At 67.6% G+C, this 17,269-nt stretch carries 20 protein-coding genes and 2 tRNA genes; all 22 read left to right on the top strand.

What is annotated here, in order from left to right:
• Positions 1 to 157: 157 nt before the first annotated feature.
• Complete coding sequence (locus tag HY726_05700; protein MBI4608484.1) at positions 158 to 817, top strand: ATP phosphoribosyltransferase; 660 nt, start codon at positions 158 to 160, stop codon at positions 815 to 817.
• Positions 814 to 2,127 (top strand): histidinol dehydrogenase, encoded by a 1,314-nt coding sequence (gene hisD / locus HY726_05705; protein ID MBI4608485.1) that lies wholly within the window; start codon positions 814 to 816, stop codon positions 2,125 to 2,127. Before HY726_05700 ends, hisD begins: the two co-directional genes overlap by 4 nt.
• The gene (gene hisB / locus HY726_05710) at positions 2,124 to 2,744 is read left to right on the top strand and encodes an imidazoleglycerol-phosphate dehydratase HisB (GenBank protein MBI4608486.1); all 621 of its coding nucleotides are present in this window, start codon (positions 2,124 to 2,126) and stop codon (positions 2,742 to 2,744) included. The genes hisD and hisB overlap by 4 nt, the downstream gene beginning before the upstream one ends.
• Positions 2,745 to 2,753: 9 nt before the next feature.
• Positions 2,754 to 4,007 carry an AAA family ATPase gene (locus tag HY726_05715; protein ID MBI4608487.1) on the top strand — a complete coding sequence of 418 codons (1,254 nt, stop codon included), beginning with the start codon at positions 2,754 to 2,756 and terminating at the stop codon, positions 4,005 to 4,007.
• Between the two features lie 30 nt (positions 4,008 to 4,037).
• Positions 4,038 to 4,655 carry an imidazole glycerol phosphate synthase subunit HisH gene (gene hisH, locus HY726_05720; GenBank protein MBI4608488.1) on the top strand — a complete coding sequence of 206 codons (618 nt, stop codon included), beginning with the start codon at positions 4,038 to 4,040 and terminating at the stop codon, positions 4,653 to 4,655.
• A gap of 13 nt (positions 4,656 to 4,668) precedes the next feature.
• Entirely contained in the window at positions 4,669 to 5,391 is a 723-nt protein-coding gene (hisA, locus tag HY726_05725; GenBank protein MBI4608489.1) for a 1-(5-phosphoribosyl)-5-[(5-phosphoribosylamino)methylideneamino]imidazole-4-carboxamide isomerase, read from the top strand.
• Positions 5,385 to 6,146: an imidazole glycerol phosphate synthase subunit HisF gene (gene hisF, locus HY726_05730; GenBank protein MBI4608490.1), complete on the top strand. Its 762-nt coding sequence runs from the start codon at positions 5,385 to 5,387 to the stop codon at positions 6,144 to 6,146. The genes hisA and hisF overlap by 7 nt, the downstream gene beginning before the upstream one ends.
• Before the next feature lie 91 nt (positions 6,147 to 6,237).
• Positions 6,238 to 6,840 carry a DUF4145 domain-containing protein gene (locus HY726_05735; GenBank protein ID MBI4608491.1) on the top strand — a complete coding sequence of 201 codons (603 nt, stop codon included), beginning with the start codon at positions 6,238 to 6,240 and terminating at the stop codon, positions 6,838 to 6,840.
• 17 nt (positions 6,841 to 6,857) lie between these two features.
• Complete coding sequence (locus tag HY726_05740; protein ID MBI4608492.1) at positions 6,858 to 7,031, top strand: type II toxin-antitoxin system HicB family antitoxin; 174 nt, start codon at positions 6,858 to 6,860, stop codon at positions 7,029 to 7,031.
• On the top strand, positions 7,028 to 7,723 hold the full coding sequence (locus HY726_05745) for a bifunctional phosphoribosyl-AMP cyclohydrolase/phosphoribosyl-ATP diphosphatase HisIE (GenBank protein ID MBI4608493.1): 696 nt from the start codon (positions 7,028 to 7,030) through the stop codon (positions 7,721 to 7,723). The genes HY726_05740 and HY726_05745 overlap by 4 nt, the downstream gene beginning before the upstream one ends.
• 254 nt (positions 7,724 to 7,977) lie before the next feature.
• Positions 7,978 to 8,232 (top strand): hypothetical protein, encoded by a 255-nt coding sequence (locus HY726_05750; protein ID MBI4608494.1) that lies wholly within the window; start codon positions 7,978 to 7,980, stop codon positions 8,230 to 8,232.
• Positions 8,233 to 8,245: 13 nt separating this feature from the next.
• Entirely contained in the window at positions 8,246 to 9,025 is a 780-nt protein-coding gene (locus HY726_05755; protein MBI4608495.1) for an ABC transporter permease, read from the top strand.
• A 3-nt stretch (positions 9,026 to 9,028) separates the two neighbouring features.
• The gene (locus tag HY726_05760) at positions 9,029 to 9,775 is read left to right on the top strand and encodes an ATP-binding cassette domain-containing protein (GenBank protein MBI4608496.1); all 747 of its coding nucleotides are present in this window, start codon (positions 9,029 to 9,031) and stop codon (positions 9,773 to 9,775) included.
• 1 nt (position 9,776) lies between these two features.
• Positions 9,777 to 11,153 (top strand): MCE family protein, encoded by a 1,377-nt coding sequence (locus tag HY726_05765; protein MBI4608497.1) that lies wholly within the window; start codon positions 9,777 to 9,779, stop codon positions 11,151 to 11,153.
• Entirely contained in the window at positions 11,153 to 12,520 is a 1,368-nt protein-coding gene (gene radA, locus HY726_05770) for a DNA repair protein RadA (protein MBI4608498.1), read from the top strand. Before HY726_05765 ends, radA begins: the two co-directional genes overlap by 1 nt.
• Before the next feature lie 36 nt (positions 12,521 to 12,556).
• The gene (locus tag HY726_05775; GenBank protein MBI4608499.1) at positions 12,557 to 13,564 is read left to right on the top strand and encodes a TRAM domain-containing protein; all 1,008 of its coding nucleotides are present in this window, start codon (positions 12,557 to 12,559) and stop codon (positions 13,562 to 13,564) included.
• Positions 13,565 to 13,595: 31 nt separating this feature from the next.
• A complete protein-coding gene (locus HY726_05780; protein MBI4608500.1) occupies positions 13,596 to 14,282 on the top strand; it encodes a 2-C-methyl-D-erythritol 4-phosphate cytidylyltransferase in 687 nt (228 codons plus the stop codon).
• Positions 14,279 to 14,758, top strand: coding sequence for a 2-C-methyl-D-erythritol 2,4-cyclodiphosphate synthase (locus tag HY726_05785; protein MBI4608501.1), 480 nt, complete (start codon positions 14,279 to 14,281; stop codon positions 14,756 to 14,758). The genes HY726_05780 and HY726_05785 overlap by 4 nt, the downstream gene beginning before the upstream one ends.
• 5 nt (positions 14,759 to 14,763) lie before the next feature.
• On the top strand, positions 14,764 to 16,182 hold the full coding sequence (locus HY726_05790) for a cysteine--tRNA ligase (protein ID MBI4608502.1): 1,419 nt from the start codon (positions 14,764 to 14,766) through the stop codon (positions 16,180 to 16,182).
• Entirely contained in the window at positions 16,179 to 16,937 is a 759-nt protein-coding gene (gene rlmB, locus HY726_05795) for a 23S rRNA (guanosine(2251)-2'-O)-methyltransferase RlmB (protein ID MBI4608503.1), read from the top strand. Before HY726_05790 ends, rlmB begins: the two co-directional genes overlap by 4 nt.
• 31 nt (positions 16,938 to 16,968) lie before the next feature.
• Positions 16,969 to 17,043 (top strand) — tRNA-Thr (locus HY726_05800).
• 37 nt (positions 17,044 to 17,080) lie between these two features.
• Positions 17,081 to 17,166: transfer RNA gene (locus HY726_05805), tRNA-Tyr, on the top strand.
• Positions 17,167 to 17,269 lie beyond the last annotated feature (103 nt).

Genomic DNA, 17,269 nt, shown 5'->3' on the forward strand with positions numbered 1-17,269 from the left:
CACCTGGCGACCATGGCGCGGCAGCAGTTACGCCGGGCGGCGTGACCGTGAAAAAAAAGTTCTTGACAAGGGTCATAGAAAGTCTCCCCCGGGATTGCGCCGGCCGGGTACCCACCCCGAAGGGGTGGGTGGGCGCTCGAAGGGATGGTGCTGAATCATGAGCGAAGGTAGTCCAGTGAGCCGGGGACCCTTGACCCTGGCGCTGCCGAAGGGCCGCCTCCTCAAGCCGGCGCTGCACCTGCTCAGACGGCTCGGGCTCGACGGCGTGGACGAGGCCTCGCGGAAGCTCATCTTCGTCGACCCGGCGCGCGGCCTCCGCGTCCTGATCCTGAAGCCTGCCGACATCCCTTCGTACGTCGAGTACGGGGCCGCGGACTTCGGCATCGTCGGGAAGGACATCCTGCTGGAGCAGGAGCCGGACGTGTACGAGCCGCTGGATCTGGGCTTCGGCTTCTGCCGGCTCGTCGTGGCCGAGCCCGAGGAGCTGTGGCGGCGTGACGATCCGGCCAAGTGGTCCTGGGTCCGCGTGGCCACCAGGTATCCGAACCTGACCGAGCGCTACTTCTCCGAGCGTGGGATCCAGGTGGAGCTCATCCGCCTCGATGGCTCGATCGAGCTGGCCCCTCTCGTGGGGCTGGCCGAGCGGATCGTGGACCTGGTCCAGTCCGGGGAGACGCTCCGGGCCAATGGGCTCGTGGAGGTCGCCGAGATCATGCGCTCCACCGCACGGCTCATCGTGAACCGTGCCTCGCTCAAGACCGGCTACGGCCCGATCAGCGAGTGGATCGAGGGGATGAAGAAGGGGATCGCGCAGTGAGCTGCCGCCGCCTCGAGACGAGCGCCCTGGGAATCGCGGGCGTGGTGCAGGCCCTCGACCGCTCCCCCGACTCGGTCCCGCCCGAGACCCACCGGAGCGTGGAGGCCATCCTGGCAGCGGTCAAGGAGCGGGGCGACGCGGCGCTCCTGGAGTTCACCGAGCGCTTCGACGGAGTGAAGCTCCAGGCGGTCGAGCTGGCGGTGACCGCCGAGGAGATGGCCGTGGCCCGCGCGGCGGTCGGTGAGCAGGTGCTGAGCGCGCTCAGCTGCGCCGCGGAGCGGATCGAGGCGTTCCATCGCCACGCGCTCCCCCGCTCCTGGTGGGTGGAGGACGCCAACGGCTCGCTCCTGGGTCAGCAGATCCGTCCCCTCGAGCGGGTCGGGATTTACGCCCCCGGGGGACGCGCGGCGTATCCGTCGACGGTCCTGATGACGGCGATCCCGGCGAGGGTGGCGGGCGTCAGGGAGATCGTGCTCGTGTCCCCGCCCTCGGGGGACAAATCGCTGCACCCGGCCGTCCTGGTCGCGGCGGAGGTTGCGGGCGTCGCCGAGATCTATCGGGTCGGGGGCGCTCAGGCTGTCGCGGCCCTGGCTTTCGGCACGGAGACGATCCGGCGGGTGGACAAGATCGTGGGGCCGGGGAACATCTACGTGGCCCTCGCCAAGCAGCGCGTCTTCGGCGTCGTCGGCATCGACATGGTGGCCGGCCCGAGTGAGATCCTGGTCGTCGCCGACGACGCGGCCGAGCCGGAGTGGGTGGCGGCCGACCTGCTCGCGCAGGCCGAGCACGACCCCATGGCGCGCGCGGTCCTCTTGACTCCCTCCGCCCCCCTGATCGAGGCCGTCGCGCGAGCCGTGGATCGCCAGCTCGCGGGCCTTCCGCGGCGGGAGATCGCGCGCGCCGCGCTCGGGGCGAACGGGGCTCTCGTGCTGACCCGGGATCTCGAGGAGGCGCTGGCGGTGGCCAACAGCCTGGCCCCCGAGCACCTCGAGCTTCAGGTGGCGGATCCGTTCCGCTGGCTTCCCCGCGTACGGAACGCGGGGGCGATCTTCCTCGGGCGCGATACCCCGGAGGTCGTGGGCGATTACATGGCCGGCCCGAACCACGTGCTCCCGACCGCCGGGACGGCCCGGTTCGCCTCCGGCCTGGGGGTGGAGGATTTCGTGAAACGGTCGAGTCTCATCCATTACTCGCAGAGGGGGCTTCGCGAGGCCTGGCCGCATCTCTCGGTGCTCGCGAGCGTCGAGGGGCTCCAGGCCCACGGCGAGGCGGCGAGGCTCCGTCTGGACCGGGAAGGGGAAGCGTCATGAGCCGAGCCGATCGAGGGACTCAGCCCGAGGTGCCGCGTCAGGCCCGGGTCGAGCGCAAGACGCGCGAGACCGCTGTCCTGCTCCAGCTCAACCTGGACGGCAGCGGGACCGCCAAGGTGGAGACCACGGTCCCGTTCTTCAACCACATGCTCGAGGCGTGGTCCAAGCACGGGCTCATGGACCTCACCGTGGACGCGCGGGGCGACACGGAGGTGGACCTCCACCACACGGTGGAGGACGTGGGGATCTGCCTCGGCAAGACCTTCAAGGAAGCCGTCGGCGACAAGAAGGGGATCCTCCGCTACGGGACCGCCTTCGTCCCCATGGACGAGGCGCTGGTCTCCGCGGCGGTGGACATCTCGGGTCGGCCGTACCTGGTATTCAACGTTCCCCTCCGGCGGGCGCGCGTGGGCACCTTCGATCTGGATCTCCTCCAGGACTTCTTCCGGGCGTTCGCCTTCAACGCCGAGGTGACGCTCCACGTGACCCTCCACTACGGCGAGAACCTCCACCACATCGCCGAGGCGGTGTTCAAGTCGGTGGCGCGCGCCCTGGCCGAGGCGGTCCGCCTGGACCCGCGGATCGAGGGGGTGCTCTCGACCAAAGGCGATCTGTAGGAATTCAGCATGCCGAATCGTAAGGCAGCGCTTCCCTTTAAGGTGAACCCGTTCATGCCCGATTCGCCTGTCAGCCCGGAGCTATTTGTAGGGCGGGAGCGTGAGATTGAGCAGATTAAGAAAGCCCTTTACCAGGCGATCAATGAGCGTGCCGAACATCTCGTTTTAGTAGGTGATCGGGGTATCGGCAAAAGTTCCCTTGCTACGTATGCCGAAGACCTCGCCCTTAACGCAGACAAGGTTTTTGAGAAACCACAAACACGCTTTCTCACTGTTTTCGTCTCGACGGGTGTATGCAGAAACCTAGACGAACTTTGCGTGGCAATCTTGGACAGACTTTACCGGAAAGTTAGAGAGGCTTCCGATCCGCTGTCCCGCGCGGTATCAGACTTGCTGTCGAAGGTTGGCGGAATCAGTGTGGGGTTTTTCGGGTTAAGAATGGATATTACACCAGGCTCGCACGTGGGAATCGTGGCGGGGAAGTTCGGGTCCGTTCTGGAAGCCTTGTGGGACAAGGTCCGAGAATCCTATGCAGCGCTTCTCATCATTATCGACGAAACGGAAACGTTGTCGCGACTCGATGGTGCGGGCTCATTCCTCAAGAGCTGTCTCGAGCAACTGAGCCACGACCGCTACGGAGGGATAATGTTCATCGTGACTGCGAGCCCGGGTGCCCTCGCGGAATTTACCAAAGATCATGCATCCTTTCCGCGTGGGTTCACGCACGTGAACATTCCATACCTTAACCGGAAAGAGTCGGACGAGCTCGTGAAAAAAGCCTTGAGTCGTGGCGTACCGCCCGCGAAGCCGACCGAGGATTTCCTGTTATATATTTTTCATTACTCGAATGGTATTCCGAGCTTCATACACGAGCTGGGGCGGGCGGCGTTTGATGTGGACACGGAGGGGAAGCTGGAGTGGGAGGATCTACGCCAAGGAATTCTGGGAACGCCGGCGGTGAAGGGAGCGTTGGATTCTCTGGAGGACAAGCACTTTAGGCAGAGATACACTCAAAAGATCCTGAGCAACGAGTATCGCAAGATTCTCCACATTATTGCCGGGTTTGACGAGGACGTCGTGGCTGTCGGTGACATCCTGAAGAAGTACGACGGCAACCAAAACAAGCTCAGAACGTACGTTTCAATAATGGCGAAAAGGGGCGTTGTTGAGAAGGTCGAAGGGCAGGTGGGCAAGTATCGGCTGCCCGACCGGATGTTTAAAGTATTCCTGCGGCTGCGAGGCAAGCCGAAAAAGGCTGAGTAGCAAGACAAGACCTACGAGAGGGTTGCAAGGGTGCTGGCGGTCGTCGACTACGGTCGGGGGAACCTGGGGAGCGTGGAGAAGGCGTTCGTCCGCCTCGGCCTGGAAACGGTGGTGACGCAGGATCCCCAGGTCGTGAAGGATGCCGACGCGGTGGTCCTCCCCGGCGACGGCGCCTTCCACGACGCGATGCAGAATCTCGGGGCCCTGGGGCTTCTCGGGCCGCTGCGCGAGGTGCTGGAGAGCGGGCGGCCGTTTCTCGGGATCTGTCTCGGCTACCAGCTCCTCCTCTCCGAGAGCGAGGAGTTCGGCCAGAGCAAGGGCCTGGACGTGATCCCGGGCGTGGTCCGCCGCTTCCCCCGAGGGCTCAAGGTCCCTCACATGGGGTGGAATCAGGTGACCCACGCCGGCGATCTCGCCATCTTCGACGGGATCCCGAGCGGGGCCTACTTCTACTTCGTCCACTCCTACTATCCCGAGCCGCTGGACGGGACGCTCCGCGTGGCGACGTGCGAGTACGGGATCAAGTTTCCCGCCGCGCTCGGGCGAGGCAACCTGTTCGCCACCCAGTTCCACCCCGAGAAGAGTCAGCGGTCGGGGCTCCGCCTGCTCGGGAATTTCGGCGCTCTCGTGAAGGCCGGTCGGGCGTGAGGGGGTGGCGCCGATGTTGGTGATCCCTGCCGTGGATCTGCGGGGCGGCAAGTGCGTGAGGCTCAGGCAGGGCCGGCCCGAGGCCGAGACCGTCTTTTCCGATGACCCGTTGGCTGTGGCGCGGCGCTGGGCCGACCTCGGCGCCCCGCGCCTCCACGTGGTGGATCTGGACGGGGCGTTCGCGGGGGCGCCCAAGCAGACCGAGTTGATCCGCGAGATCGCGCGGACCGTTTCCCCGCCGCTTCAGGTGGGCGGCGGGCTGCGGAGCGTCGAGGCGGTCGAGCAGGTGCTCGAGGCCGGCGCGGGCTGGGCGGTGGTGGGAACCCGGGCCGCGCTCGACGCCGGGTTTCTCGCGGACGTGTGCCGCCGCTTCGCCGGGCGAATCATCGTCGCGGTGGATGCGACGGATGGGCGCGTGGCCGTGGACGGGTGGACACGCAGCCTCGATCTCGACGCCGAGGCCTTCGCGGCCGCGGCCGCGCGGGCCGGCGCCGCGGCGATCCTCTATACCGACATCGCCCGCGATGGCACCGAGGTCGGGCCCGGCCTGGAGCGCACGCGGGCGGTCGCCCGGGCGGCGAGAATCGCGGTGCTCGCCTCGGGCGGAGTCGGCACGCTGGAGGATCTCAAGCGTCTGGCCGCCATCGAGGGGATCGCGGGAGCGGTCGTGGGCCGCGCGCTCTACACCGGTGCCGTGGATCTCAAGCAAGCCCTCACCGAGGTGGCGAGGTGTTAGCCAAGCGCGTCATCCCCTGCCTCGACGTGAAGGACGGCCGGGTCGTCAAGGGGGTGCGATTCCTGAATCTCAAGGACGCCGGTGATCCGGTGGCCGCGGCCCTGGCCTACGACCACCAGGGGGCCGACGAGCTGGTGTTCCTCGACATCACGGCCTCCCACGAGGGTCGAGCGATCATGCTGGACGTCGTGCGGCGCACGGCGGAGGGGATCTACATGCCCCTCACCGTGGGCGGCGGGGTCCGCGGAGTCGACGACATCCGCACGCTCCTCCGGGCGGGCGCCGACAAGGTCTCGCTCAACACCGCCGCGCTGGAGCGCCCCGAGGTCATCCGCGAGGCGGCCGAGCGGTTCGGCAGCCAGTGCATCGTCGTCGCGATCGACGCCAAGCGCGAAAACGGGCGCTGGGGAGTCTACACGCACGGGGGGCGCCGGCCGGCGGGGCGCGACGCGGTCGAGTGGGCGCAGGAGGCCGAGCGGCTGGGCGCGGGCGAGATCCTCCTCACGAGCATGGACCGGGACGGCACCCAGGACGGCTACGACCTCGAGCTGACGCAGGCCGTCTCCCTCGCGGTTTCGGTTCCCGTAATCGCGTCGGGCGGCGCCGGGATGCTGGAGCACCTGCTCGCCGGGCTGACCGCGGGGAAGGCCGACGCGGTGCTGGCCGCCTCCATCTTCCACTTCGGCGAGTACACCATCCGCCAGGCGAAGGCGTATCTGAGCGACCGCGGCGTTCCGGTGAGGCTGGAAGAGTAAGTGTGCTTCGAGAACGCGGAGGCAGGAGCCGATGCATGGCCTAGGTTGGCAAGCGGCGTGAGTTCGAGCTAGGAGTCGAAAACCCGTGGCGATGTTAGGTAGTCAACTTGACGTCGGACGTTGTCCTCACTGCAATGTTGATCGTCCTACTCTTGAAAGGATTCACACTTATGAGACGACGGACTACGCTGGCGCCAACAAGCGTTTCTGGGGCGTCTACAAATGCGCAAGGTGCGGGGGTCTAGTCACCGCTGCCAGTACCACCGGTCATTCAGGCTCAGTAACCGAATGCTATCCGCGATCGACTGAAGTTGATGCGGCTATCCCGGAGAAGGTACGGGGTTACCTACAGCAAGCGTTGAACAGCCTGCACGCCGCGGCTGGTGCGGTCATGCTTGCGGCCAGCGCAGTGGATGCGATGTTGAAAGCTAAAGGTTACAAAGAGGGCAGTTTGTATAACCGGATCGACAAGGCCGCGGCCGACCACGTCATTACGAAGGAAATGGCGCAGTGGGCTCATGAGGTGCGCATTGACGCTAATGACCAACGGCATGCTGATGAAGCGGCGCCCTTGCCTACTGCCGATGAAGCACGCCGCTGTGTGGACTTCGCGCGTGCCCTCGGAGAGTTCATGTTTGTGTTGCCAGCGCAGGTTCAGAAAGGATTGACGGATGCGAAGAAGCAGGGCGCGTAACACCGCATGAGGTACACATGACGTTCAAGATTGAGCTTGAGCGGGAGAATTATGGCCGCTGGATCGCGGAGGTGCTGGAACTTCCTGGTGTGCTTGCATACGGGCAGACGCCGGAGGAAGCGAAGGCGAAGGTCCAAGCGCTTGCCCTCCGTGTCGTGGCCGATCGCCTGGAGCACGGTGAATACGCGTGATTGGGGTTGACGAGCTGAAATTTGACGCCCAGGGGTTGATCCCGGCCGTGGTGCAGGAGGCGGCGACCGGGGAGGTCCTGATGGTGGCCTGGATGGGCCGCGAAGCGTTGGAGGCCACCCAGCGGACCGGTCTCACCCACTTCTGGTCCCGCTCCCGCCAAGCGCTCTGGCGGAAGGGGGAGAGCTCGGGGCACGCCCAGCACGTCGAGGCCCTCTATGCGGATTGCGACCGGGACACGCTCCTGGTGCTCGTCCACCAGGAGGGAGTCGCCTGTCACACCGGAAGCCGCACCTGCTTCTTTTCGCGTCTCAAGATGGAGGGGGAGCCTCCGGCGGAGGGGACCGACGGCCGGACGTGGGCAGGGCCCCAGATCCTGGAGCTGGTGGAGCGCGTGATCCAGTCGCGCAAGGTCGAGCCGCCGTCCGGCTCGTACGTGGCAGGGCTTCTGGCCAAGGGCGAGTCAGCCGTCTGCCGCAAGGTTGGCGAGGAAGCCCTTGAGGTGATCATGGCTGCCCTCGCCGGAGAGCGCGATGACCGGCTCGTTTCCGAGGTGGCTGACCTCTGGTTCCACACCATGGTCCTCCTCGGCGGGCGGGGGATCCCGCTCCGTCGGGTGTTCTCGGAGCTGGCCCGGCGGCACGCGGGCACCCGTGTCGACAGGTCGGCCGATCTCGAGGAGAGCGCGGGCTGAAGGCAGAGGCAGGGCTGGCGCGGCTGGGCCGATGGCTGCTGCTTGTCGCTCTCGGACTATCGGCGTGCAGCGGGGCTCGGATCGAGGGAGGCGTCTTCTATTCCTCCAAGGGCTACCGGCTGGCCCTGCCGCCGGGGCCGTGGCAGGTCTCGACGGATGGCCGCGCCGATCTGGAGCTGACGCGCGTCGGGGTTCGCGCCGGGATTCTGGCGAATGCCACGTGCGAAGGCAAGCCACCGGGACGGCCGTTTGCCGTGCTGGCGCGTCACCTCGCCTTCGGCCTCGAGGGGCGGAGGGTCGTCGAGCAGGAGGACGTCACCGTGGGTGGCCGGCCCGGGATCAGGGTCTTGCTCGAAGGCCAGCTCGATAGCAGTCCGGTCAGGGCGGAAGCCTTCGTGCTGAAGGGTGACGGGTGCGTCTACGACCTGGTCTATGTGGCCTCGCCGAGCGGCTTCGCGGCAGGCCGCGACGAGTTCAGGGAGCTCGTCGGAAGCTTCACCGGTCCTTGAGGAGGGAGACGCGATGGCGCTGGGGACATCGCTGAGAATCCAGGGACGCGAGGCGGCGATCTGGTACGGCGGGCTCGGTCTCCTGACCGGCCAGGTGTTCCGCAATCTGGCCCTGCCTCCCGCCTACTGGCGGCTGGTGGCGCAGGAGGTGGACGCGATCGGCGTCCAGTCGCTCGCGGTGGCCCTGACCGCCGCCGTCTTCACCGGGATGGTGCTGACGCTCCAGAGCGCGGTGAACATGGCCCGCTTCGGTGCCGAGAACTACGTCGGCGCGGTCGTCGCCCTCTCGATGCTCCGGGAGCTCGGGCCGGTGCTCACCGCCATCCTGGTCGGCGGCAAGGTGGCCTCGGGGATCACGGCCGAGCTGGGCGCGATGAAGGTCACCGAGCAGATCGACGCGCTCCGGGCGATCGGCGTCAACTACGTGAAGAAGCTCATCGTGCCGCGGTTCCTCGCCGCGCTCGTGGTCTTCCCGCTCCTCACGGTGCTGGCGGACGGGGTCGGCCTCCTGGGCGGGATGGTGATCGCGGTCTACGAGCGCCACGTGGACGCCTACGTCTACTGGAACAACATGGTGTACTGGGTTGTCCTGAAAGATTTCCTGACCGGGATGGGCAAGAGCGTCTTCTTCGCCGGCGTCGTGACGCTGATCGGCTGCTACAACGGGCTCTCGACCGTGGGCGGCACGGAGGGCCTCGGGCGCGCCACGACGCGGACCGTGGTCCAGGTCGCGATCGGCGTCATCATCGCCGACTTTTTCATCACGAAGCTCTTCCTCCTCCTGTTCTGGTGAGCCATGGCGGAGGCGGTCGTCGAGGTCCGAGGCGTCTGGAAGTCCTTTGACACGAACGAGGTCCTGAGCGGCGTGAGCCTGACGCTCCCGCGTGGAACGACGCTGGCCGTGATGGGCGGCAGCGGCCAGGGGAAGACCGTGCTCCTCCGGATGATCGCGGGGCTGATCCGGCCCGACGCGGGGGAGGTCCGGCTCTTCGGCACGCGCATCGATCACCTCCGGGAGGAGCAGATGCTCGGCCTCCGGCGGCGGACGGGCTTCGTCTTCCAGAGCTCGGCGCTCTTCGACTCGCTGTCCGTCTTCGAGAACGTGGCGTACCCGCTCCGGGAGCACACGCACCTCGGTGAGGAGGAGATCGCGGACCGCGTGCGCACGTTCCTCTCGCTGGTGGACCTGGCCGGCGCCGCGCAGCTCAGCCCGGCCGAGCTTTCGGGAGGACTGCGCACGCGGGTCGGGATCGCCCGGGCGCTGGTGCTGGAGCCCGAGGTCGTGTTCTTCGACGAGCCCACGGCGGGCCTGGACCTCACCAACGCCCGGCTGGTGGCCGAGCTGATCGCACGCCTCCGCACCGGCGTGTGCGATACCGCGATCGTCGTCACCCACGACGTCGAGTTTGCCGAGATGGTGGCGGACCAGATGGTGATCCTCCACCACGGGCGGTTCGTGGCCACGGGCTCCCCGGCGGAGATCCGCCGCTCGGAGAACCCCTCGGTCCAGGCCTTCCTGGCCGGCCAGCTGAAAGGATCTTGAGATGGAGCTCCAGGATCGTCGCCAGTTCGCGCTCCAGGTCCGCATCGGGATCTTCGTCCTGGCCTCCCTCGCCGTCCTCATCGGGTTCGTCTACCTGCTCGGCGCTCGGGCCCGGCTGTTCGAGCCCACCTACGACCTGGTGGCCGACTTCACCGAGGTCGGAGGGCTCGTCCCGGGCGCGACGGTCCGGCTGGCGGGCGTTCAGATCGGCCGGGTCAGCCGGGTGAGGCTTCCCGAGGCTCCTGGCGAGAAGGTTCGTATCACGCTGACGATCGCCCGGCGGTTCGCGGTCAGGATCCGGAAGGACTCGGTCGCCAGGATCGAGACTCAGGGGCTCCTCGGTGACAAGCTCATCGAGATCTCCCTCGGCAGCCAGGCGGCGCCGGCGCTCAAACGCGGCGAATCCATCATCGCCCGGGACCCGGTGGAGCTGAGCCGGCTGGCCGGCGAGGGGTTCGAGGTCCTGAAGAACGTGGCTACCCTTTCCGGCAGCCTGAACACGACGGTCGAGGCCTTCAACAAGGCGGGGACGCTCGACGATCTCTCGGCCACGCTCAGGTCGACCCGGCGGGTCGCCGAGCGGATGGAGAAGCGGGACGTGCTGGCGGACCTGGCCGCGACGCTCAAGTCGGTCCGCGCCACGGCCGAGCAGGTGGAGAAGCGGGGCGTGCTGGACGACCTGGCCGCGACGCTCAAGTCGGTCCGCGCCACGGCCGAGCAGGTGGAGAAGCGGGGCGTGCTGGACGACTTGGCGGCGACGCTCAAGTCGGCCCGCGCCACAGCCGAGCAGGTGGAGAAAGGCAGAGGTTGGCTCCACGCGCTCGTCTACGAGGAGCCCGAGGCGCTCAGGCGACTCCAGGCGCTCCTCGCGGCGACCGAGCGGCTCGTCGCGCAGGCCGAGCGGGGTGAGCACGCCGTCTCGGTTCTCCTCTCACCGGAGAGCGGCCGCGCGGCGCGCCGGCTGCTCGAGGCCATCGAGTCGCTGGGGCAGATGACCGACAAGGCCAGGGGAGCCGACTCGCTCCTGGCCGCGCTCCTCTTCGACCCTCAGTACAAGGCTGTGGCGGATGATCTGCGGGCCCTCAGCCGGAACTTCAGGGAGGTGTCCGAGCGGCTGGCACAGGGAAAGGGTCTCGTGGGTGGGCTCCTCACGGACGCGGGGGATGGGCCGCTCGGCGAGGCCGCGCGCGACTTCAAGGTGGCGGTCGCGAACCTGAGGATGATCACGGACCGCCTCGCCGCGGGCGAAGGGACGCTCGGCGGGCTCCTGGAGGACCCCACGGTCTACGAGAACCTGGCCGCCTTCCTCGAGGGGGCCAAGCGGAGCACGTTCCTGCGATACCTGATCCGCTCCGCGATCGAGAGAGGGGCCAGGTGATGGCCCGCGAGAGCGCGGTCTATCGCTGCCAGCTCTGCGGCTTCGCCTCGCCGAAGCCCGGGACGTGCCCCGACTGCAAGCGAACCGAGGGCGTGTTTCGTGAGTTGATCGAAGAGCCACAAGTATCCCGGAAGGCGTCCCGCGCACCTGCCAGCCCGGCGAGCCGTCCGGTGCTTTTGAGCGACGTCAAGCTGGACGCGGAGACACGCGTGACGACCGGCATCGGCGAGCTGGATCGCGTGCTGGGCGGCGGCGTGGTGCGCGGGTCGCTCATCCTGATCGGTGGAGACCCCGGAATCGGAAAGAGCACGCTCCTCTTCCAGGCGTGTCGCGCCCTCGCCGAACTGGGCGGGCCGGTGCTCTACGTGTCCGGCGAAGAGTCGGCGGCACAGGTCAAGTTGAGAGCCGAGCGGCTCGGGATTTCGCCGCGCGGGCTCTATCTCTTGGCTGAGACCGATCTCCACGCGATCAACGCTCACGTGGATCAGCTCAAGCCGAAGGTGTTGGTCGTGGATTCGATCCAGGCGGTCTATCTCGCGGATCTGGAGTCGGCCCCGGGCAGCGTGAGCCAGGTCAGGGAGTGCGGGGGCCGCCTCATGCTGCTCGCCAAGGGTAGGGGGATCGCGGTGTTCCTCGTCGGCCACGTGACCAAGGAGGGCGCGCTGGCCGGTCCGCGGGTGCTCGAGCACCTCGTGGACACCGTCCTCTACTTCGAGGGGGAGCACCATCACACCTCCCGCGTGCTCCGGGCCGTGAAGAATCGCTTTGGCTCGACCAACGAGATCGGAGTCTTCGAGATGACCGACCGGGGGCTCGTCGAGGTGAAGAACCCCTCAGGGTTCTTTCTGTCCGAGCGGCCGCAGGGTGCCCCGGGCTCGGTGATCGTGTCCAGCCTGGAAGGCACGCGGCCGCTCCTCCTCGAGCTCCAGGCTCTGGTGAGCCCCGCCAGCTTCGGGACGCCGCGTCGCACCGTCCTCGGCGCGGACTACAACCGCGTCTGCCTCCTGCTGGCGGTGCTCGAGAAGCGCGCCGGCGTGCCCCTTCTGACTCAGGATGTCTTCATCAATGTGGCGGGCGGCGGCCGGGTGGTGGAGCCGGCGGCGGATCTGGGCGTAGTCATCGCCGCGGCCTCCAGCTATACGGACCGCGCGGTGCGGAGCGACCTCGTGATCGTGGGCGAGGTGGGCCTCACCGGCGAGGTTCGGGCCGTGACCGGGCTCCCCGAACGTCTCCGGGAGGCTGCGGCGCTCGGCTTCCAGGCCGCCCTCGTCCCCCAGAACAATCTTTCGGAGCACATCGAGTTTCCCCTGGAAGTCCAGGGGGTGGCATCCATCGATGAGACGATCCAAGCCGTGCTCGGCACATGAACGTCTTCTTTGCCGACGTTCCAATTGAGGGAGGCTATGACCATCATCATCACGCGAACCGCTTTGCTGGTCCTGACCACGATCGCCGCGGTCGTGGCTGGCCCGGCCTTTGGCGCCGTGGCGCCCTGGCCGCTGTTGGCCGTCGGGGGCCTTCTGGTCGGGGGGCTGGTGCTCCTCCTGGAGTGGGGGTTGGGGCGCCTGCCCATCGAACGCGTCCTGTGGGGAGGTGTGGGGGGCCTGGCCGGGGTGGCCGCGGGGCTTGCCCTGGAGGCCGCGATCACGGCGCTCGTCCCCGGCGCGGGGGCGGTCCGGGGGCTCCTGGCGTTGTTGCTGGGCTACGTGGGGGCCGCGGTGCTGCTCGGGAAGACCGACGAGCTCGAGGGGCTCTCGGCGAGGCTTTTCCCGAAGGTGGCCGCGCGCCGCGAAGTCTATAAGATCCTCGACACGTCCGTCATCATCGAGGGCCGGATCGCCGACATCTGCGAGACCGGCTTCCTCGAGGGAACCCTCATCGTTCCGCAGTTCGTCCTCCGTGAGCTCCAGCAGATCGCCGATTCCTCGGACAGCCTGAAGCGCGCCCGCGGCAAGCGCGGGTTCGACGTCCTGCAGCGGATCCAGCGAATCCCCAAGGTGAAGGTCCACATCCACGATCTGGATTTCCCGCACGTCCGCGAGGTGGACCGGAAGCTCATCGAGCTGGCCCGGGCGCTCGACGGGAAGGTCATCACGAACGACTACAACCTGAACAAGGTGGCGGAGCTCTCCGGCGTCTCGGTGCTGAACATCAACGAGCTGGCCAAAGCGGTGAAGCCCGTGGTGCTTCCCGGTGAGCTGATGCACGTCCACGTGCTGAAGGAGGGAAAGGAGTCGGGTCAGGGGGTCGCCTACCTCGACGACGGGACGATGGTCGTGGTGGACCACGGCAAGAAGTACCTGGGGCAGAGCGTGGACGTGCTGGTGACGAGTGTGCTGCAGACGACCGCGGGGCGGATGATCTTCAGTCGGCCGAAGGAAGAGGAGGTGCTCTCAGGAGGGCGCGGCTGATGATGCGGGCTCCGGCCGTCGCGGTGGGCCGGTGACGACAGTTGCGCTCGTTCCGGCGGCCGGGAGCGGGAGTCGCCTGGGTGGCCGCCGACCCAAACAGTTCCTCCGGCTTCGCGGGGTGCCTCTCCTGGTCCTGACCCTCCGGGGCCTCGCGGCTGCGCGCGAAGTGGAGGGAATCGTCGTCGCCGCCCCGCCGAGGGCGGTGGAGGCGACACGGGCCGTCGTCGCGCGCTACCGGATCCCTCGTATCGTCGACGTGGTGCCGGGGGGAACCGAGCGCCAGGAGTCGGTGTGGCTCGCGCTCCAGGCGGTTCCGCCGGGCGTCTCGCTGATCGTCGTTCACGATGCCGTGCGTCCGTTCATCACCCCGTCGCTGGTTCGGAGCGTGATCCGCGAGGCGCGGCGGCACGGCGCTGCCGTCTGCGGTCTGCCGGTGGTCGAGACCGTCAAGCGGGTGCGCGAGGCGCGCGTCGAGGCGACGGTGGAGCGGGAAGGCCTCTGGCTCGTCCAGACGCCCCAGGCCTTCCACCGCTCGCTCCTGTGGGAAGCGCATGAGAAGGCGCGCAGCGACGGGTTCACGGGCACCGACGACGCGGCCCTCGTCGAGCGCCTCGGCGTGCCGGTACGCATGGTGCCCGGGCTGCCGGAGAACCTCAAGATCACGACCGCTGCGGATCTCGCGCGCGCCAGACGCTTGGCCGCGGGCGGGGCGCGATGACCCGGATCGGGCTCGGGTTCGACCTCCATCCGATGACCCCGGAGCGGCCCCTCGTCCTCGGCGGCGTGACCGTGCCCTCGACGCACGGGCTCAGGGGGCACTCGGATGCCGACGTTCTCTCCCATGCGGTGGCCGAGGCGATGCTGGGGGCGCTCGCCCTCGGCGACCTTGGACGCCATTTCCCCGACAGCGACCCGCGCTACCGGGGGATTTCGAGCCTCGCACTGCTCCGGGAGGTGCTCGCGTTGCTCGCCGCCCGGGGTGCGCGCGTGGTCAACGTGGACGCGACGCTCCTGGCCCAGGCGCCGCGCCTGGCCCCCTGGCTCCCCGAGATGGCCAAGTGCCTGGCAGAGACGCTCGGCGTGGAGCCCGACCGGGTCAGCGTGAAGGCGAAGAGCCCCGAGGGGTTGGGGCTCGTCGGACGGGAGGAAGGGATCGCTGCCCTTGCGGTGGTGAACGTGGACGTTCCCGAGTGAGCGGAATCAGGATCTACAACACGTTGACCCGGCGGGAGGAGGAGTTCGTCTCCCTCCGTCCAGGCGAGGTCCGCATTTACTCCTGCGGCGTCACCGTCTACGACCTCTGCCACGTGGGCCACGCCCGCAGCGCGATGGTGTTCGACGTCATCTGCCGGTACCTTGCCTTCAAGGGTTACCGCGTGACCTTCGTCCGTAACTTCACCGATGTCGACGACAAGGTCATCCGCCGGGCACAGCAGGACAGCGTGCCGGCGGCCGAGATCTCCGAGCGCAACATCGCCGAGTTCCGGGCCGACATGCGCGCCCTCGGCGTGCTGCCGCCGCCCCCGGAGATCACGTACTACGATCCCAAGGCGACCGACTTCATCCCCGAGATGGTGGCGCTCATCGAGCGCCTCGTCACCAAGGGGTTCGCCTACGTCGTGGATGGCGACGTCTACTTCGAGATCGCCCGCTTCCCCCACTACGGGCGCCTCAGCGGCAAGAACCTGGACGAGCTCCTGGCCGGCGCCCGGGTCGAGGTGGACGAGCGCAAGCGGGACCCGCGGGACTTCGCGCTGTGGAAGGCGGCCAAGCCGGGCGAGCCGGCCTGGCGCAGCCCGTGGGGCGAGGGCCGGCCGGGCTGGCACATCGAGTGCTCGGTGATGTCGATGCACTTCCTCGGCGAGTCCTTCGACATCCACGGCGGGGGCACGGACCTCATCTTCCCGCACCACGAGTGCGAGATCGCCCAGTCGGAGGCGGCCACCGGCCGGCCCTTTGCGCGGTACTGGGTCCACAACGGCTTGGTGAACTTCGGCGCCGAGAAGATGTCCAAGTCGCTCGGCAACACTCTGACGATCAAGGAGTTCGTGAAGCGTCACGAGCCGGATGCGTTCCGCCTCTATCTCCTCGGCACGCATTATCGCGGCCCCATGGAGTTCGCCGAGGAGCGAGTGCGCGACGCGGCTCGAGCCCTCGAGCGCTTGTGGGGCCCGGTCAAGCAGGCGCGGAAGTATGCCGGGTCTCAGATGTTCGGCTCTCCCCGGGGAGAGCCGCCATCAGAATTTGTGACCTTCCGGCAGCGGTTCATTGCGGCGATGGACGACGATTTCAACACCCCGGAGGCGCTGGGCGTCCTCTTCGAGCTGGGTCACGCGCTCCACCGCGCCCGCGACCTGAGCATCCAGGACTTCGTGCGAGGTTCGCGAGAGCTCTCGTCTCTTGCTCAGGTCTTAGGTCTCACGGAGCCGACATCTTCGATTGCCGGACTGCCGCCCGAACTGAGTAAACGAATCGCGTCGCTCATACGTGAGCGCGCCGAAGCCCGCCGGCGTCGAGACTGGAAGCGGGCGGACGAGATCCGCATCGAGCTCCAGCAGCTCGGCGTCGTCGTCAAGGACACGCCGTCGGGAACCGAATGGGAGTGGAAGGGCCGATGACCGACCAGCCCGTGTACGGGAGGAACCCCGTGCTCGAGTTGCTTCGGAGCGGGAGCCGCCGCGTGGACGAGATCGCGGTGCTGGCCAGCGGTCGGGGCCCGGCCCTTCACGAGCTGGTGGCGCGCGCGCGGGATAGCGGCGTCAAGGTGTCGTTTCGAACCCGCGAGCAGCTCACCGCCATGGCCGGGAGTCCTCACCACCAGGGCGTCGTTGCCCGGGTGGCTGAAGCCACCTACCGGACACTCGAAGACTTGCTGTCGGTTCCGGCGCAGCGCGGCGAGCCGGCCTTCTTCCTTGCCCTCGATCAGGTGCAGGACCCCCGGAACCTGGGGGCCCTGCTCCGGGTTGCCGATGGGGCTGGCGCCCATGGCGTGATCGTGCCGAAGCACCGTGCCGCAGGTCTCACGCCGGCCACGGCGAAAGTGGCGATGGGAGCCCTCGACTTTGTCCCTGTCGCACGGGAAACCAACCTGGTGTCCGCCCTGGAACGCTTGAAAAAACACGGAGTTTGGGCCATAGGCGCCAGTCCGTCTGGGGGGGTACTACCCTGGAAAGCAGACCTCGCCCTGCCCCTTTGCCTGATCCTCGGAGGCGAGGGCCCCGGGCTGCGCCCCCTGGTCGCCAGGATCTGTGACGTCGTGCTAACGCTGCCCATGAAGGGGGGCGTGGGTGCGCTGAATATAGCCGCTGCGGGGGCCGCTCTCTGTTACGAGGTCGTGCGGCAGAGGGAGGGTAAAACTTTCTTGACAGTTTAGTGCCATCGCACTATGATGAAGTTTTGTCTGCGCTGGCGTAGCTCAGGGGTAGAGCAGCTGCCTTGTAAGCAGCGGGTCGGGGGTTCGAATCCTCTCGCCAGCTCCAGTGGGGACGCGGCTTTGAGGGGGTCGCGGGCAGAGTCGGGGAGGTACCCAAGTGGCCAAAGGGGGCAGACTGTAAATCTGCTGGCGCACGCCTTCGGGGGTTCAAATCCTCCCCTCCCCACCATCCCGTAGCACGAAGGGTGGCTGTGCCTGGCGGCGCCGAGAGCTTCGCGGGAATAGCTCAGCGGTAGAGCGCCAGCCTTCCAAGCTGGGGGTCGCGGGTTCGA

The sequence above is a fragment of the Candidatus Rokuibacteriota bacterium genome (assembly GCA_016209385.1).
Taxonomy (GTDB): Bacteria; Methylomirabilota; Methylomirabilia; order Rokubacteriales; family CSP1-6; genus JACQWB01.

What these genes read in the sequence shown, in the direction of transcription:
- HY726_05700 (MBI4608484.1), top strand. Translation starts at nt 158, where the DNA reads ATGAGCGAAGGTAGTCCAGTGAGCCGGGGACCCTTGACCCTGGCGCTG.
- radA (MBI4608498.1), top strand. Translation starts at nt 11,153, where the DNA reads ATGGCCCGCGAGAGCGCGGTCTATCGCTGCCAGCTCTGCGGCTTCGCC.
- HY726_05760 (MBI4608496.1), top strand. Translation starts at nt 9,029, where the DNA reads ATGGCGGAGGCGGTCGTCGAGGTCCGAGGCGTCTGGAAGTCCTTTGAC.
- HY726_05755 (MBI4608495.1), top strand. Translation starts at nt 8,246, where the DNA reads ATGGCGCTGGGGACATCGCTGAGAATCCAGGGACGCGAGGCGGCGATC.
- hisB (MBI4608486.1), top strand. Translation starts at nt 2,124, where the DNA reads ATGAGCCGAGCCGATCGAGGGACTCAGCCCGAGGTGCCGCGTCAGGCC.
- HY726_05735 (MBI4608491.1), top strand. Translation starts at nt 6,238, where the DNA reads ATGTTAGGTAGTCAACTTGACGTCGGACGTTGTCCTCACTGCAATGTT.
- rlmB (MBI4608503.1), top strand. Translation starts at nt 16,179, where the DNA reads ATGACCGACCAGCCCGTGTACGGGAGGAACCCCGTGCTCGAGTTGCTT.
- HY726_05785 (MBI4608501.1), top strand. Translation starts at nt 14,279, where the DNA reads ATGACCCGGATCGGGCTCGGGTTCGACCTCCATCCGATGACCCCGGAG.
- HY726_05775 (MBI4608499.1), top strand. Translation starts at nt 12,557, where the DNA reads ATGACCATCATCATCACGCGAACCGCTTTGCTGGTCCTGACCACGATC.
- HY726_05715 (MBI4608487.1), top strand. Translation starts at nt 2,754, where the DNA reads ATGCCGAATCGTAAGGCAGCGCTTCCCTTTAAGGTGAACCCGTTCATG.
- HY726_05765 (MBI4608497.1), top strand. Translation starts at nt 9,777, where the DNA reads ATGGAGCTCCAGGATCGTCGCCAGTTCGCGCTCCAGGTCCGCATCGGG.
- hisA (MBI4608489.1), top strand. Translation starts at nt 4,669, where the DNA reads ATGTTGGTGATCCCTGCCGTGGATCTGCGGGGCGGCAAGTGCGTGAGG.
- HY726_05740 (MBI4608492.1), top strand. Translation starts at nt 6,858, where the DNA reads ATGACGTTCAAGATTGAGCTTGAGCGGGAGAATTATGGCCGCTGGATC.